Below are 16,508 nucleotides of genomic sequence, written 5' to 3'. Positions count from 1 at the left end.
GCCGGAGACGTTACCATCCGGTTTCCGAATGATATTCGTGTAATGATCCCCACCCCCCGGGAGATCACCATGCCGCGTACCCGCCACCCCCTCCTCGCCGGCGCGACCGCCCTCGCCGGGATCGCCGCCCTGCTGACCGCCGCCCCCGCCGCCGCAACGGACACCGCGACCGCCGCGACGGCCGCCCGGACCTCCGTCACCACCTTCACCCCCGACGACCACTGCCTCGGCGAGTGCGCCGACATCCTGCCGCCCGGCCAGAACGGCAACGCCACGCTGGTCGAGATCCTGGGACACCAGGCCCTCGGCACCCTGCCCAAGCACTCCGCGGACCAGCTCGACCGGTACGCCAACCTCGTCTACGGCTACGCCGGCCTGCGCGAGGACCAGATCGGCACCTTCTTCAACGACGCCTCCTTCGGCGTCCCGCCCGGCCAGGTCGAGCGGGACTACTCGCCCCGCGCGGACGTGCGGATCGTCCGCGACAAGGCGACCGGTGTCCCGCACGTCACCGGCACCACCCGCGGCGGCACCATGTTCGGCGCCGGATACGCCGGTGCCGAGGACCGGCTGTTCACCATGGACCTGCTGCGCCACGTCGGGCGGGGCACGCTGACCTCGTTCGCGGGCGGCGCACCCGGCAACCGGGCGCTGGAGCAGAGCGTCTGGCGCACCTCGCCGTACACGGAGGCCGACCTTCAGGCCCAGGTGCAGGCGCTGCGGACCAAGGCCGGCGCGCGCGGCGAGCAGCTCTACGCCGACGTGCAGGAGTACGTGGCCGGGATCAACGCCTACATCGGCGCCTGCATGGCGAACCGCAACTGTCCCGGCGAGTACGTGCTCACCGGCCATCTCGACGCGATCACCAACGCCGGCGGGCCGAAGCCGTTCCAGATGACCGACCTGATCGCCACCGCCGGCGTCGTCGGCGGCCTGTTCGGCGGCGGGGGCGGCACCGAGATGCAGTCCGCGCTGGTCCGCATCGCCGCCCGCGCCCGCTACGGCCCGGTCGAGGGCGACCGGGTGTGGGACGGGTTCCGCGGCCGGAACGACCCGGAGACGGTGCTGACCCTGCACGACGGGCAGAGCTTCCCGTACGGCGACGCCGCCGACGACGCCCCCAGCGTGGTGCTGCCCGACGCCGGATCGGCGCGGGTGGAATCCGTGGTGACCGACGCGACCGGCTCGGCCGCCGGCACCGCGGCGGCGACGTCGACCCGCTCGTCGGAGCTCGCGGCGGCGCTGTCCGGGCTCACCATCCGGCCGGCCAACCGGGGCATGTCCAACGCCGCCGTCGTCTCCGCCGCCCATTCGGCCACCGGCCACCCGATCGCCGTGTTCGGCCCGCAGACCGGCTACTTCGCACCGCAGCTGCTCATGGTGCAGGAGCTGCAGGGCCCGGGCATCAGCGCCCGCGGTGCCGCGTTCGCCGGGCTCAACCTGTACGTGCTGCTCGGCCGGGGGCGCGACTACGCGTGGAGCGCCACCTCCTCGGCCCACGACATCACCGACACGTACGCCGTTCCGCTCTGCGCCCCCGACGGCGCGACGCCGACCCTGGCGAGCAACCACTACCTGTTCCGCGGCCGCTGCCGGCCGATGGAGGAGATCACGCAGGTCAACCGCTGGAGCCCGACGGTGGCGGACGGCACCCCCGCCGGGTCGTACAAGCTGGTCGCCCGGCGTACCAACCTCGGCCTGGTGGCGTGGCGCGGCACGGTCGACGGACGGCCGCACGCCTTCACCCAACTGCGCTCCACCTACCGGCACGAGGCGGACTCGGCGATCGGCTTCCAAATGTTCAACGACCCCGGGCAGATGGGCACGGCCGACGACTTCATCACCTCCGCGAACAACGTCGAGTACGCCTTCAACTGGTTCTACGTCAACTCCACCCAGGCGGCGTACTTCAACTCCGGCCGCAACCCGCTACGCGCGGACGGGTCCAACCCGAACCTGCCGATGCGGGCCGAGCAGCGCTTCGAGTGGCAGGGCTACGACCCGGCCACCAACACCGCCACGTACGCGCCGCTGGCGGCGCACCCGCGCTCGGTGGACCAGGACTACTACGTCAGCTGGAACAACAAGCAGGCCCGGGACTTCGGCGCGGCCGACGGCAACTTCAGCTTCGGCGCGGTGCACCGGGGCGACCTGCTCGACCGGCCGGTGCGGGCGGCGATCGCCGCCGGGCAGAGGTTCGACCGCGCCTCGCTGACCGCACTCGTGCAGCGGGCCGGCCTCACCGACCTGCGCGCCAGCGAGGTGCTCGGCGAGCTGATCCGGGTGCTGGAGAGCCAGCCCGTCACCGACGCCACGCTGGCCGCCGAGATCTCCCGGCTGAAGGCCTGGCGGGCGGCGGGGTCGCTGCGGGTCGAGACCGCGCCGGGTTCGAAGGTCTACCAGCACGCCGAGGCGATCCGAACCCTCGACGCGTGGTGGCCGCTGCTCGTCCGGGGCGTGTTCCGGGCGCCGCTCGGCGCGGACCTCTACCAGTCGCTGGTCAACGCCCTCCAGGTCAACGAGTCGCCCTCCGGTCGCCAGGCCGGCGACGTCTCCGACCTGCCGACCTCCGCCAACAGCGCCCAGACCCACAAGGGTTCGTCCTTCCAGTACGGCTGGTGGGGCTGGGTCGACAAGGACCTGCGCGCGGTGCTCGGCGAGCCGGTACGCGGCGGCCCCGGCCGGGCCTTCTGCGGGGACGGGAACCTCGCCACCTGCCGGCAGGTCCTGCTCGACACGTTGCGGACGGCGAGCACCACCCCGACGGCCGAGGTGTACCCGGGCGACGAGCACTGCGCCGCCGGCGACCAGTGGTGCGCCGACGCGATCGTGCAGTCCCCGCTCGGCGGCATCACGCACGCGAAGATCGCGTGGCAGAATCGGCCCACCTTCCAGCAGGTGGTGTCGTTCCCGGCCCGGCGCGGCGACGACGTGCCGAACCTGGCGGCGGGCCATCCGGTGACGGCGTCCAGCAGCCAGGTGTTCAACGGGCCCGGTCGGGCGGTCGACGGCGACGACCGTACCCGGTGGGCCAGCGCCTGGTCGGACGACCAGTGGCTCACCGTCGACCTCGGCGCGGCGCGGCAGGTCGGCCGCGTGGTGCTCGCGTGGGAGGCGGCGTACGCCCGGTCGTACCGGATCGAGGTCTCCACGGACGGGACCACCTGGCGGACGGTGTGGTCGACCACGGCCGGCGACGGGGGCACCGACGTGGCCGCCTTCCCCGCCGGATCGGCCCGGTACGTGCGGATGCGCGGGCTGACCCGGGCCACCTCCTACGGGTTCAGCCTGTGGGAGGTGGCGGTGTACGCCCGCTGAGACGGCGCACGGCCGGCGCGGGTGTTCCCCGCGCCGGCCGTGGCGGCGTCGATCCGGGTCAGGCGAGCGAGATCCGGTCGCCGTCGACCTTGACGTTCTTCGGTGCGAGGGGCTGGGTGGCCGGGCCGGCCTTCACCGAACCGTCCTCGATCGAGAACTTGCTGCCGTGGCAGGTGCAGTTGATCGTGCCGCCGTCGACGTTCGACACCGGGCAGCCCTGGTGGGTGCAGATCGGGTCGAAGCCCTTGAACTGGCCCGGCGACGGCTGGGTGATCACGACTCCCTGGGCGGCGAAGACCGCGCCCCCGCCGACCGGGATGTCGGTCGTCCGGGCCAGGGACTGGGCGCCCTGCCGGTCACCCCCGCCCGCGTCCCCGGTGTCGGAGACGGCCGGGCCCGGGCTGACGGGGGCGCCGTCGCCGGAGTCGTCGCTCCCGCAGGCGGTCAGGACGACCGCCGCGCCGACGGCACCCGCGCCGGTCAGCAGCGCCCGACGGGTCTGCGTGCCCGGTCCGGTCAGCGCCTGATCGTCACTCATGCCTCGCCCTCTCGTCGACCCACGCCGCTCGTCATGATCCGCGGCCCTACCTCGGTACACGGACCACTCTGCCCGACGGTTCACCCGTTCGGCGACCGGGCCGCCGACGGCCGCGGCCGCCGAGACTCCGGCCGCCGGCGGGCCGGCATCCCGGCGTGCAGGCGACCGCCGGCCCGGATCCGGCCGTGCGTCAGCGGGCGCCGGCCGGCACCTTCCGGGCCGTCCTGGTCTTCGCGCCGTTGGCCTTGGCGGCCCGGGACGTCGCCGCGGCGGCGCCCTTCGCCTCGCCGTCGAGCTTGAGCACCTGGCGCAGGAACTGGCCGGTGTGGCTCTCGGGCACCTCGGCGACCTCCTCCGGGGTGCCGGTGGCGAGCACGGTGCCGCCCCGGTGGCCGCCCTCGGGCCCCATGTCGATGATCCAGTCGGCCGTCTTGATCACGTCGAGGTTGTGCTCGATGGTGATCACCGTGTTGCCCTTGTCGACCAGCCCCTCCAGGACCATCAGCAGCTTGCGGATGTCCTCGAAGTGCAGGCCGGTGGTCGGCTCGTCGAGGACGTAGACCGTCCGCCCGGTGGAGCGCTTCTGCAGCTCGGACGCGAGCTTCACGCGCTGCGCCTCGCCGCCGGAGAGGGTGGGCGCCGGCTGGCCCAGCCGGACGTAGCCGAGACCCACGTCGACCAGCGTCTTGAGGTGCCGGTGGATGGCCGGGATGGCGGAGAAGAACTCGGCCGCCTCCTCGATCGGCATGTCGAGCACCTCGGCGACCGTCTTGCCCTTGTAGTGGACCTCCAGGGTCTCCCGGTTGTACCGGGCGCCCTTGCAGACCTCGCACGGGACGTACACGTCGGGCAGGAAGTTCATCTCGATCTTGATCGTGCCGTCGCCGGAGCAGGCCTCGCAGCGGCCGCCCTTGACGTTGAACGAGAACCGGCCCGGGCCGTACCCCCGGACCTTGGCCTCGGTGGTCTCGGCGAAGAGCTTGCGGATGTGGTCCCAGACGCCGGTGTAGGTGGCCGGGTTTGAGCGCGGGGTGCGGCCGATCGGCGACTGGTCCACACCGACGACCTTGTCGACGTGCTCCAGACCGGACACCCGGGTGTGCCGGCCCGGCACCAGCCGCGCGCCGTTGATCTGGTTGGCCAGTACGGCGTGCAGGATGTCGTTGACCAGCGTCGACTTGCCGGACCCGCTGACCCCGGTGACCGCGATCAGCTGGCCGAGGGGGAAGCTCACCGTCAGGTTGCGCAGGTTGTGCTCGCGGGCCCCGTGGACCACCAGCTCCCGCTCCGGCGTCTGCGGGCGACGCTGCCGCGGCGTCGGGATCTCCTTGCGGCCGGACAGGTACGCCCCGGTGACCGACTCCGGGTTCTCCAGCAGGGCCGGCACCGACCCGCTGTGCACGATCCGCCCGCCGTGCTCGCCGGCGCCCGGGCCGATGTCGACGATCCAGTCCGCGGTGCGGATCGTGTCCTCATCGTGCTCGACCACGATCAGCGTGTTGCCCAGCCCGCGCAGGCGGACCAGCGTCTCGATCAGGCGGTGGTTGTCCCGCTGGTGCAGGCCGATCGACGGCTCGTCCAGCACGTACAGCACGCCGACCAGACCGGAGCCGATCTGCGTGGCGAGCCGGATGCGCTGCGCCTCGCCGCCGGAGAGGGTGCCGGCGGGCCGGTCCAGGGAGAGGTAGTCGAGGCCGACGTCGAGGAGGAACTTCAGCCGGGCGTTGATCTCCTTCAGGACGCGCTCGGCGATCAACTTCTGCCGGTCGGTCAGCTCGATGCCGGCCAGCAGCTCGGCGCACTCGCCGACGGACAGGTTGCAGACCTCGGCGATGCTCTTGCCCGCGAGCGTGACCGCGAGCACCTCGGGCTTGAGCCGGGCGCCGCCGCAGGCCGCGCAGGGCACGTCCCGCATGTAGCCCTCGTACTTGTCCCGCGACCACTCCGACTCCGTGTCCGAGTGGCGGCGCTCGATCCACTGCACCACGCCCTCGAAGCCGGTGTAGTAGGAGCGCTCGCGGCCGTACTTGTTCCGGTACCGCACGTGCACCTGGTCGTCGGAACCGTGCAGGATCGTCTTCTGCGCCCGCGACGGCAGCGCCCGCCACGGCGTGTCGACGTCGAAGTGCTCCGCCTCGCCCAACGCCTCCAGCAGGCGCAGGAAGTATTCCAGGTTGTGGCCGGTCGACCAGGGCTGGATCGCGCCCTCGCGCAGCGTGCGCTCCGGGTCGGGGACCAACAGCTCCGGGTCGACCTCCTTCTTGGTGCCCAGGCCGGTGCACTCGGGGCAGGCGCCGTACGGCGCGTTGAAGGAGAAGACCCGGGGCTCCAGGTCCTCGATGGCGAGGGGGTGGTCGTTGGGGCAGGCCAGGTGCTCCGAGTAGCGGCGCTCCCGGTCCGGGTCGTCCTCGGGCAGGTCGACGAAGTCGAGCAGGACGATGCCGCCGGAGAGGCCGAGCGCGGCCTCGACCGAGTCGGTCAGCCGCTGCTTGGCGCCGGGCTTGACGCTGAGCCGGTCGATGACCACCTCGATGGTGTGCTTCTCCTGCTTCTTGAGCTTCGGCGGCTCGGTCAGCGGGTGCACGACACCGTCGACCCGGGCCCGCGCGTAACCCTTGGCCTGGAGCTCGGCGAAGAGATCCACGTACTCGCCCTTGCGGCCGCGCACGACCGGGGCGAGCACCATGAACCGGGTGCCCTCCGCCATCGCGAGGACCCGGTCGACGATCTGCTGGGGACTCTGCCGGGAGATCCGCTCCCCGCAGACCGGGCAGTGCGGCTCGCCGATGCGCGCGAAGAGCAGGCGCAGGTAGTCGTAGACCTCGGTGATCGTGCCCACGGTCGACCGGGGGTTGCGCGAGGTCGACTTCTGGTCGATGGACACGGCGGGGCTGAGGCCCTCGATGAAGTCGACGTCCGGCTTGTCCATCTGGCCGAGGAACTGCCGGGCGTACGACGAGAGCGACTCGACGTAGCGGCGCTGCCCCTCGGCGAAGATCGTGTCGAACGCCAGGCTCGACTTGCCCGACCCGGACAGCCCGGTGAACACGATGAGGGCGTCCCGCGGCAGGTCGAGACTGACGTCACGCAGGTTGTGCTCGCGCGCGCCACGGATGATCAGTCGGTCGGCCACGGTGCGTGTACTCCCGGGTGCAGAAGACGAGGTGGATCTGTCCGCCAGACGGCCCGTCCGGGCGGTTGTGCGGGCGCCGGAATGCGCCTCGGCAAGACTAGCCCCGAGGTACGACAACTTTCCCGGCCGGCACATTCCCCCAGGTCAACCCGGGTCCGGCGCACCGCCGGCACCCGGAAACCGGACGCCGGCGGTCAGAAGTCCCCGGTCGCGGGCGGCCGGGCCGGCCGCCCCGCCCGTCGGCGCGCGCCACGCCAGCCGCCGCGCCGCTCGGCGGCCAGCCGGACGTCGCGCCGCCGCGTCTCGTAGGCCACCTCGCGGTGCAGCCGTCGCCAGCTCTCCCACCGCCGGGCGGTCAGCTCCCCGGACTCCAGCGCCTCCCGCACCGCGCACGCCGGCTCCCCGTCGTGCCCGCAGTCGGCGTACCGGCAGCCGGTGGCGAGCGCCGCGATGTCGGCGAACGCCCTGTCCAGCCCGGTGAAGCCGTCGAGCAGGCCCACCGCCCGTACCCCCGGGGTGTCGAGCACGGCCCCGCCGCCGGGCACCGGGACCAGCGCCCGCCAGGTGGTGGTGTGCCGGCCCTTGCCGTCGACCCGGCGGATCGCCTGTGTTGGCATCACCACCGCTCCGGCCAGGGCGTTCACCAGGCTCGACTTGCCCGCGCCGGACGGGCCGAGCAGGCCCAGCGTCCGGCCCGGCGCCACCTCGGCGCGCAGCGGGTCGAGCCCGTCGCCCCGCTCCGCGCTGACCGGCAGCACGGGCGCGCCGGGCGCCACGGCCGCGATCTGCCGGGCCAGCGCGGCCGGGTCGGGGGCCAGATCGGCCTTGGTCAGGACCACCAGCGGGCGCGCGCCGGACTCGTGGGCGAGGGCGAGCAGGCGCTCGATCCGCCCGATGTCCGGTTCCGGGTGCACCGGCTCCACCACCGCCGCCGCGGTCAGGTTCGCGGCCAGCACCTGGCCGCTGGCGTCCTTGCCGGCGGTACGGCGGATCAGCGCGGTACGCCGGGGCAGCACCGCCTCGACCGTGACGTTACGGTCGGGCCAGGTGGCGAGCAGCACCCAGTCGCCCGCGCAGGGCAGGCAGGTCAGGTCACCGGCGGCGGCGGCCAGCACGGCCCCGCCGAGCGTGGCGCGGACCGGGCCGTCCACGCCGAGGACGGTGCACACGCCGCGGTCGACCCGGGCCACGCGGCCCGGTCGCTGGTCGGTGCGCCGTCGTACGTCACGTGCCCGGTCGGCGTCCCAGCCGAGGGCGGTCAGGTCGATGGTCATGGCGTCCTCACGGGTGTGGGTTCGGATGGCTCACGCGTGCTCCGACCGGCACGATCACCACCTCCTCCGACCTCCCGGTGCCGCGTTCGACGCCGACGGTAGGGCGCGCGGCGACGCGCCGAAAGCCATTTCCCCGGCGACGCGACGCCGCCCGACCGCTAGGGTCGACACGTGACCACGGATCCGCTTCTGCTGACCGGCGAGGTGGACGACGCCACGGCCCGCCTCCTGCGCACCGCGGCGACCTTCGACGAGGCGGACCTCGCCGCACCGTCCCTGCTGCCCGGCTGGACACGCGGGCACGTGCTGGCCCACCTCGCCCGCAACGCCGACGGGTTCGTCAACCTGCTGACCGCCGCCCGCACGGGGGAGCGGATCCCCATGTACGCGAGCGCGGCCGCCCGTAACGCCGACATCGAGGCCGGCGCTCCCCGCCCGCCCGACGTGCACCTGGACGACCTGCGGCGCACCGCCGACCGGTTCGCCGAGGCGGTCGCGGCGATGCCGGTGGAGGCGTGGGGCGTGACCGTGGAGACCCGCCGCGGGCCCTGGCCGGCCGCCATGCTCGTCTGGGGGCGGTTGCGGGAGATCGAGGTGCACCACGTGGACCTGGCCGCCGGCTACCGGCCGGCCGACTGGCCGGAGGCGTTCGGCCACCGGCTCCTGCACGAGGTCGCCACCGGCCTGGCCGAGCGCCCCGACGCGCCCCCGATGGTCCTGCGCTTCGACGGCAGCCGGCACGAACTCGTTGTCGGCGACCGCTCGGCCGCCCCTACGGTGACCGGCGCCGCCCCGGAACTCGCCGCCTGGCTGATCGGCCGCAGCCCCGGCACCGTGCTCACGGTCACCCCCGACGGTCCCCTGCCGACCCCACCGGAATGGATATAGAGCACCCATGACCTACACCGGAGACGTCACGCCGGGCGGCGCGCCGGCCGTACGCGACCTCGACCGGCTCGCCATCACCAAGGTGTCGGTGGGCCCGATGGACAACAACGCCTACCTGCTGCGCTGCCGGGCCACCGGCGAGCAGGTGCTGATCGACGCGGCGAACGAGGCGCCCCGGCTGCTCGACCTGGTCGGCGACGGCGGGCTCGCGGCGGTGGTCACCACCCACCAGCACATGGACCACTGGGTGGCGCTGGAGGAGGTGGTGGCCAAGACCGGCGCCCGCGCGCTGGTGGGCGCCGAGGATGCGCCCGGGCTGCCGATCGAGGCGGAGACGCTGAGCGACGGCGACACCGTGCCCGTCGGCGACTGCGCGCTGGAGGTCATCCACCTGCGCGGCCACACGCCCGGCTCGATCGCGCTGCTCTACCGCGACCCGGCCGGCATCCCGCACCTCTTCACCGGCGACAGCCTCTTCCCCGGCGGCGTCGGCAACACCGACAAGGACCCCGAGCGCTTCGGCCAGCTCATCGACGACGTCGAGCACAAGCTCTTCGACCGGCTGCCCGACGAGACCTGGTTCTACCCGGGCCACGGCAAGGACAGCACCCTGGGCGCCGAACGCGCCGCCCTCCCCCAGTGGCGAGCCCGCGGCTGGTGACCCCACCACCTCAGCCGATCAGGAACCGACGCCGCGTCAACGCCAGCACGACGCCGGCCAGCACGACCCCCACGCCCATCGTCATCACGACCGGGCTGGGCTCGCCGGGCAGCAGGCCGGCGACCGACCGCGCCACCGTGCCGAGCGCCAGGTAGAGACCGGCCCAGGCGGCCGCGCCGAGCGCCGCGCAGCCGAGGAACCGCCGGTACGACATCCGCAGACCGCCGGCCGCCAGCGGCAGCAGCGCGTTGAAGACCGGCAGGAAGGGCGCCACCAGCACCATCCGCCCTCCGCCGCGACGCAGGGTCCCCTCCGCCGCGGCCCAGCGCTCCTCGCCGATCCAGTCGCCGACGCGGCTGTGCCGCAGCCGGTCCCCCCACCGGCGGCCGGCCAGGAAGCTCAGCGACCAGCCGGCCAGGCAGCCGGCGACGACGGCGGTGAAGGTGGCCAGGCCGGCGGTGGGGCCACCCACCCCCACCGCCGCGAGGATCGCCACGTCCCCCGGGACCAGCACACCCAGCAGCGGTACGGCGTCGAAGACCATCACCACCCCGAGCACCCCCATCAGCAGGGTGGTGGGAAGCTCTCCGACCTGGGCCAGCCAATCCGCCATGCCACGTACGCTATGGCCGCCGGTCCACCGCGGGCATCCGGTCGCATCCCCCACCGTCCCCTGGTCCCCGCCTCAGGGTCGTCCCTGATCCGGTCATCCGGGCCGCAGCACCTGCACCCGTCGCACCGGCGGCCCCGCGGTGGGTTCGGTGATCGGCACGAGGTAGTCGGCCGCCACCACCAGGCCGTCCGGCGGCCGGTGTCCCCGTCCGGGATCGCCGACCAGCACCTCGGCGCCGGCGGCGGCGGCACGGTGCAGGAACGGCAGCACCCGCGCGGCCATCGCCCGGTCGTAGAGGACGTCGCCGGCGACCAGGAGGTCGACCGGGGCCGGCGCGGTGTCGAGCAGGTCCCGCCCGGTGGCCTGCACCGCGACCCGGTTGACGCGGGCGTTGACGGTGACCGCGGCGACCGCGTACGGGTCGACGTCGTTGGCGACCACGGCGGCCGCGCCGGTCAGCGCGGCGGCGATCGCGACCACGCCGGAGCCGGCGGCGAGGTCGAGCACCCGGCGCCCGGCGGCCAACTCGGGGTGGTCGAGCAGGTGCCGGGCGAGGGCCTGCCCACCGGCCCAGACCGACGCCCAGTACGGCGGCGGCAGGGAGTGCCCCGCGCGCGCTTCCATCCGCGCCCACCAGACGATCGGGTCCTCGGCCAGGTGCAACCGCACCTCGGGGACGAACGGGGTGGGCACCAGGCACAGCCGGTCCAGGCCGGCGCCGGGCGCACCGATCTCCCGTTCCAGGTCGACCAGCTCGGTCGTGACTCGGCTCACCGACGCAAGCATGCCGCACCCGGAGGCCCGCCACGCCGGGTCGGCCGAGCCCGTTCCGAAAGTTCACCACATCGCCTGCGGCACTTCGCCCGGCAAACCACGCTCCGGGCAGTTAGGGTCGGGAAGGTACCGGGCGATCGTCGGCCTTCGGTCGGCGGTCGCCTGCTTGTGAACAGGGAGAGATGCATGGCTACCGGCACCGTCAAGTGGTTCAACGCGGAAAAAGGCTTCGGCTTCATCGAGCAGGACGGCGGGGGGCCGGACGTCTTCGTCCACTACTCCGCGATCCAGTCGAGCGGCTACCGGGAGCTGAACGAGGGCCAGAAGGTCGAGTTCGACGTGACGCAGGGCCAGAAGGGCCCGCAGGCGGACAACGTCCGTCCGATCTGATCCGTGGCGGTGACGGCGGCCGGCGTCCGGCCGCCGTCGCGCGCACGGATCAGACCGTCAGCGGTGCCACCGGCAGGTCCCGGCGGTGTCGCAGCGGACCGGCGAGCAGGATCAGCGGCGTGAGCGCCAACCAGCCGGTCATCGCCGCGATCGCGGGGCCGGCTCCGAGGATGCCGGCGAGCACGCCGCTGGCGAGGGCGGCGACGGGGATCGTCCCGTAGTTCAACAGCTGCATGCTGACGGTGACGCGTCCCAGCAGATGCTGCGGGGTGTACGTCTGCCGGAAGCTGCCCTTGACGACGTTGCCGACCGCGACCCCGAAGCTCACCAGGGCACCGCCCAGGGCCAGGCACACCAGCCGCCAGCCGGGAGCCGCCAGCGGGATGAGCAGGGCGGGTGGGCCGGTGAACGCCGCGGCCACCAACAGGGCCCGGGCTGTCCCGCACCACCGGCCCACGGCCGTCGCCAGCACCGCGCCCACGATCCCGCCGGCGCTCATCGCCGCCAGGAGCAGACCGACCAGGCCCGGCGCGAGATGCACGTCGCGGACGAGGAAGACCACCATCAGTGCCTGGTAGCCGGTCAGGCCGAAGTTGCTGGCCGCCCCGAAGACGGTCAGGACCCGGAGGTACGGGTCGCCGACGACGACACGGACGCCTTCGGCGATCTCGCGTCGCAGGGATCGGCGCTCCCGGGCACGCACGGGACGGCGCTCATCCACCCGGATGCGTGACAGGCAGAGGGCGGACAGCAGGAAGCTCACCACGTCCAGCAGGAGCGCGGCCACCGCGCCCACGGCCTGCGCGGCCAGACCGGCGATGCCGGGGCCGAGCAGGTAACTCGCCGTCCGGGTGGCCTGCAGGCGGGCGTTCCCGCCCGGTACCTGCTCGGGAGGCAGCACCACGGGCAGGTAGGCCTGGTCGGCGGTCTCGAAGAAGACCTTGGCCAGCCCCGCACCCAGGGCGACCGCGAGCAGCTGACCGATGGTGAGCACACCGAGCACGGCGGCGACCGGGACGCTGAGGAAGAGCGCCGCGGACACCAGGTCGCAGGCGATCATCACGGGCCGGCGCGGCAGGCGGTCCACCCATGCCCCGGCGGGCAGACCGACCAGCAGCCACGGCAGCCACGCGGCCGCGGTCAGGACCGTGACTGCGAAGGGCGTGGCGTCCAGCACGGCCACGGCCACCAGCGGGAGCGCCACGACGGTCACGTTGCTGCCGACGCTGCTGGCCGCGTGCCCGATCCACAGGAGGCGGAAATTGCGCTCGTGCCGAAGTCCCCGGCCCGGCACCGCGCCGCCCGGCACCGCGCCGCCCGGCACCGCGCCGCGCGGCGCGTGCGTCGCGGCGGACGGGTCGGGTGGGCTGGATGCGGCACCACCCCGGGCGGCGGGGCGTACCGGGTGGGAGGCCTCCGTTCCGGCGCGGCTCACGGTCGGGCCGGGACGCCGTGGGCGAACACGAAGACGGATTCCCGGACGCGACCGTCGTCGGGAACCTCCCGCTCCGCCCAGCGGGCGAACAGGTCGACGACCTGCCGGCCGAGCTCCTCCAGTTCCTCGGGGGTGAGGCGCAGCCACCGGTCGGCGGAGAACGGCCCCTCCCCCCACGCGGCGCGCACCTCGTCGTCGGCGGCCTGCCAGGCGCGGACGAGCTCGGCATGCCGCTCCATGTTCAGAGCGGAGGCGGCGTCGGCGACGGCCCGGGTCGCCGGGTCGGCGTCGAAGTCCGACGTGGACCAGCGCACCGCCCGGTTCACCAGCCGCCACCAGCGCTCCCGCCGGTCGCGGGCGCGTTCGGGAACCTCCTCCACCAGCTCGACACCGGCCAGCATCCGCATGTGATGACTGACGTTGGCCGGGGCCTGCCCGGTGCGCTCGGCGAGCATCCCTACGGTCGACGGCCCGTCCACCTTGAGGACGTCCATGAGCCTGCGGCGCAGGGGGTGGGCGAGCAGCGCGAGCACCTTGGCGTCGGTGACCTTGCGGACGGCGTCTCTCTCCATGCCGTCCGACCCTACTTAGGCAAGACCTCTTGTGCAACACGTCTTGCCTAATTCGTGGTCGGCTCCCGTTCACGCCGCTTCCGCGGGAGAGCCAGCCGGCCGACGGCGCCGGCCGCCTCAGGCGGCCAGCCGCCGGGCCAGTTCGTCCGCCACCTGCTTCGCCAGGCTCGGGGGGATCGCGGCGGCGATCTTCTCCGGGGTGAGTCCGGCGAGGACCCCCTGGATGATCGCCGGTTCGTCGGTGAAGTCCCGTGCCGCGAGCTGCGTGAGCTGGGTACGGAGTGCCTCCACCTGGCCGGGCAGCAGGCGCATCTGGTCCAGGACCTCCGCGACGGTGGTCCCGGTGCGTCCGATGGGGGTGTTGTGCACGGCGGCCTTGATGATCGGCTGGTCGGCGTCGGTGAGCGGCATGTCGTCCTCCAGGAGTCCGATGCTGGCGAGGTAGCGGCGGAACAGGGGGGTCTGGTCCCGGCCCGCCTTGATCGAGTCGCGGAAGAAGCTGAAGTGGGTGTGCCAGAGGTGGGAGTTGTCGCCGGTGGTACGCCGGCGCAGCCGGTCCCACCGGCGGACGGTCCTGCCGTCGGGGCTGTAGATGATCTCGCGGATGTCCCGGGTGTCCGCGGCGTTGGCGGCGCACTGCTCGACGCACCAGACCGAGAAGGTGCGCAGGGTGTGCGTACCGCCGCCGGAGCGGACCTCGAAGAGTCCGACGTCGAGCGCGGCGGCGTCGAGGGTCAGCCCCGAGGAGTCGCGCGGGGACTCGACGACCGAGTAGTCGTTCGCCACCACGCGGTCGGACCCGCAGTGGTAGCCACCCCGGTGGTTGGGGTCGCCGACGATGCCGACCTCGGCCGGTTCGAGATCCTGGCTCCGGACGGTTTTCGGGTCGAGGTTGAGGTGGGCGAGGAGCAGGCCGCGGAGGGCCAGCAGGTTTTCCGGAGCCCGCGTCATGGCTCCCCCTTGCGGTTGGTCGGGGGCCGGGCACGACGGTGACACCGCGTACGCGGTGTCAGGGGCTCACATGCGGGCCCGGCCGAGGTGTGCACAGCGCCGGGCGTTGGCCCAACCATAACCCGCCCGGTGGGCAAACGCCCAGCTCAGAGCGGGACTGTTTACCGTGGAGGCAACTCGGGGCCGGAGTGGACGGTGGGCAGGACCACGGCGGACGGGTGTCTGGGGTCGTGCAGGACCTCCCGCCATCCGGCACGCAGAGTGATCGCCGTGCCGAGGGGTTCGCCGGTGCCGGGGTTGCGCGCGTACCGGGGGTGCGCGCCGCCGGAGACCTGCACGCGCAGCCGGTGGCCGGCCGCGAACCGGTGCGCGGCCGGCCACAGCTCCACCGGCACCCGGACGGCGCCGGTCCCGTCGGCGCGGAACCCGTCCGGGGTCACCCGGACCAGCCCGTCGCACACGTTCCAGGACCGGCCCCGGGCGTCCACGTCACACAGTCGCACGAAGACGTCGAGGTGGGGCAGGTCACTTCGGACGAAGACCTCCGCCCGGACCGGCCCGACGACCTCCACCGGAGCCGGCAGGGCGAGGCTGGTCCACGTCAGCACGTCAGGGCGGGCCTCGACGGGACGGTTGTCCACCGGCCCCGCCCGTTGGGCGACGAGCAGCGGGCCGCCCAGCGAGGGGGTGGGATCGGCCGGGTCGTACCAGAAGCCGGCGGGGGCCGACTCCACCGGCGACGCGGTGCGGAGCGCGCCACCCGGATGCAGGTGCCAGGTCGTCGGCGTCGAGGGCGGCGGCCAGTCCGGCAGGTCCCGCCAGCCGCCGCCCGCCCCGCCGACGTGCACCCGCACCGGGGCGCGTCGGGGCGCCGGCCGCCCGCCGAGGTGTTCGTCGAGCCAGTCGAGGCCGTCGCGCAGGGCGGCCACGAAGAGCCCCGGGCTCCCGTGCGTCCACGGCCCGACGGTGAGCCGGGGTCGGGCGCCGGCGGCGCGCAACGCCGCGAAGTCACGCAGCTGCGCCGGCAGGAAGATGTCGTGCCAACCGCTGATCATGGCGACGGGGACGCGGACCTCCGCGAGACGGTCACCGAAGACCCGGGTACGCCAGTACGCGGCGTCGGGGGTGTGGTGGCGCAGCCACTCCTGGAAGAAGGGCACGGTGACCCCGGTGGCCACCCGGTCCGCCTCGGCCAGCGGCAGGTGGGCGAGCGCCGCCGCGAGCCGGGGCTGGCCCCGCTTGAGTTCCCACTGCCGGGCGAGCCACGGCACGGTCTGCGCCTGGAGCAGCTCCGCCCAGGTGAGCACGGTGTCGAGAGCGAAGGACTCCCCCGCGTACGTGGAGTCGCGGGTGCCGGAGGCGGTCACGACCGCGACCATCGCGCGCAGCTCCTCCCCGGCGTCGGCGGCGAGAGCCCACTGGACGAACCCCTGGTAGCTGGCGCCGAACATGCCGAACGCGCCGCTCCACCAGGGCTGGCGGCGCAGCCAGTCGAGGGTGTCGAGCCCGTCGTCGCGCTCGTGGACGAGCGGGTCGAACACGCCCCCGGAGCCGTGCGTGCCGCGGCAGGACTGGATCACCACGTGGTAGCCGCGCTCGGCGGCGAGCCGGCCCAGCAGGCGCATCGGGCCGCCCCGCCCGTACGGGGTCCGGATCAGGACGGTGGGGGCGCCCGGCAGGTCCGGCGCGTGGTGATCGGTGCGCAGCGCCACGCCGTCCCGGACCCGGACCGGGATGGCGCGGGTCAGGGTGACCCGCCGGGTCCGGGGTGGCGGGAGTCGCAGCGCCGCCGTGGCCAGCCGGGTCGCCAGCGTGGTGAACACGGGGTCAGCCGTTCGTCCGTCGCGGCGACTCGGCGCGGACGGCGTCGCGATGCTGCCGGAGCGAGGCGCCCATCGCCGTCATGAACCGGTGGACGATCTCCAGCGCGTCATCGGTGAAGTCGGCCATCACCGCGTCGG

The 16,508-nt window shown here is 73.8% G+C and carries 14 protein-coding genes; 4 read left to right on the top strand and 10 right to left on the bottom strand.

Features of this window, described 5'->3' with window-relative positions; all coding sequences use genetic code 11:
• Window positions 1–69 precede the first annotated feature (69 nt).
• Window positions 70–3,318 (top strand): penicillin acylase family protein, encoded by a 3,249-nt coding sequence (locus ACTMS0_RS08270; protein WP_441154690.1) that lies wholly within the window; start codon window positions 70–72, stop codon window positions 3,316–3,318.
• 58 nt (window positions 3,319–3,376) lie between these two features.
• Here ACTMS0_RS08270 and ACTMS0_RS08265 read toward each other — a convergent pair whose 3' ends face one another.
• From ACTMS0_RS08265 to rsgA, 3 genes are all read right to left on the bottom strand, one after another.
• Window positions 3,377–3,856 (bottom strand): Rieske (2Fe-2S) protein, encoded by a 480-nt coding sequence (locus ACTMS0_RS08265; protein WP_441154505.1) that lies wholly within the window; start codon window positions 3,854–3,856, stop codon window positions 3,377–3,379.
• Between the two features lie 190 nt (window positions 3,857–4,046).
• Complete coding sequence (uvrA, locus tag ACTMS0_RS08260; RefSeq protein ID WP_441154504.1) at window positions 4,047–6,989, bottom strand: excinuclease ABC subunit UvrA; 2,943 nt, start codon at window positions 6,987–6,989, stop codon at window positions 4,047–4,049.
• Between the two features lie 194 nt (window positions 6,990–7,183).
• A complete protein-coding gene (rsgA, locus tag ACTMS0_RS08255; RefSeq protein WP_441154503.1) occupies window positions 7,184–8,263 on the bottom strand; it encodes a ribosome small subunit-dependent GTPase A in 1,080 nt (359 codons plus the stop codon).
• Window positions 8,264–8,434: 171 nt separating this feature from the next.
• Between rsgA and ACTMS0_RS08250 the strand changes: the two genes are divergently transcribed.
• Both ACTMS0_RS08250 and ACTMS0_RS08245 read left to right on the top strand, forming a co-directional pair.
• Entirely contained in the window at window positions 8,435–9,151 is a 717-nt protein-coding gene (locus ACTMS0_RS08250; RefSeq protein ID WP_441154502.1) for a maleylpyruvate isomerase family mycothiol-dependent enzyme, read from the top strand.
• A 7-nt stretch (window positions 9,152–9,158) separates the two neighbouring features.
• Entirely contained in the window at window positions 9,159–9,812 is a 654-nt protein-coding gene (locus ACTMS0_RS08245) for an MBL fold metallo-hydrolase (protein WP_441154501.1), read from the top strand.
• A gap of 10 nt (window positions 9,813–9,822) precedes the next feature.
• Here ACTMS0_RS08245 and ACTMS0_RS08240 read toward each other — a convergent pair whose 3' ends face one another.
• Both ACTMS0_RS08240 and ACTMS0_RS08235 read right to left on the bottom strand, forming a co-directional pair.
• Window positions 9,823–10,425, bottom strand: coding sequence for a DedA family protein (locus tag ACTMS0_RS08240; RefSeq protein ID WP_441154500.1), 603 nt, complete (start codon window positions 10,423–10,425; stop codon window positions 9,823–9,825).
• A 93-nt stretch (window positions 10,426–10,518) separates the two neighbouring features.
• Window positions 10,519–11,211, bottom strand: a complete 693-nt coding sequence (locus ACTMS0_RS08235; protein WP_441154499.1) for a class I SAM-dependent methyltransferase — start codon at window positions 11,209–11,211, stop codon at window positions 10,519–10,521.
• Window positions 11,212–11,385: 174 nt separating this feature from the next.
• On the opposite strand from ACTMS0_RS08235, the gene ACTMS0_RS08230 reads away from it, so the two are divergent.
• Window positions 11,386–11,589 (top strand): cold-shock protein, encoded by a 204-nt coding sequence (locus ACTMS0_RS08230; RefSeq protein ID WP_441154498.1) that lies wholly within the window; start codon window positions 11,386–11,388, stop codon window positions 11,587–11,589.
• Between the two features lie 49 nt (window positions 11,590–11,638).
• Here ACTMS0_RS08230 and ACTMS0_RS08225 read toward each other — a convergent pair whose 3' ends face one another.
• From ACTMS0_RS08225 to ACTMS0_RS08205, 5 genes are all read right to left on the bottom strand, one after another.
• Entirely contained in the window at window positions 11,639–13,024 is a 1,386-nt protein-coding gene (locus ACTMS0_RS08225; protein WP_441154497.1) for an MFS transporter, read from the bottom strand.
• Window positions 13,021–13,596 (bottom strand): ArsR/SmtB family transcription factor, encoded by a 576-nt coding sequence (locus ACTMS0_RS08220; RefSeq protein WP_441154496.1) that lies wholly within the window; start codon window positions 13,594–13,596, stop codon window positions 13,021–13,023. The genes ACTMS0_RS08225 and ACTMS0_RS08220 overlap by 4 nt, the downstream gene beginning before the upstream one ends.
• A 117-nt stretch (window positions 13,597–13,713) precedes the next feature.
• Entirely contained in the window at window positions 13,714–14,547 is an 834-nt protein-coding gene (locus tag ACTMS0_RS08215; protein WP_441154495.1) for a hypothetical protein, read from the bottom strand.
• Window positions 14,548–14,708: 161 nt separating this feature from the next.
• Window positions 14,709–16,370: a CocE/NonD family hydrolase gene (locus tag ACTMS0_RS08210; RefSeq protein WP_441154494.1), complete on the bottom strand. Its 1,662-nt coding sequence runs from the start codon at window positions 16,368–16,370 to the stop codon at window positions 14,709–14,711.
• 4 nt (window positions 16,371–16,374) lie between these two features.
• A complete protein-coding gene (locus ACTMS0_RS08205; RefSeq protein ID WP_441154493.1) occupies window positions 16,375–16,497 on the bottom strand; it encodes a hypothetical protein in 123 nt (40 codons plus the stop codon).
• Window positions 16,498–16,508: the final 11 nt, after the last annotated feature.

This window comes from Micromonospora sp. H33 (assembly GCF_052068455.1).
Taxonomy (GTDB): Bacteria; Actinomycetota; Actinomycetes; order Mycobacteriales; family Micromonosporaceae; genus Micromonospora.
Note: the sequence above shows the minus strand (reverse complement) of the source record. Positions and strands in the feature narration are given on the sequence as shown.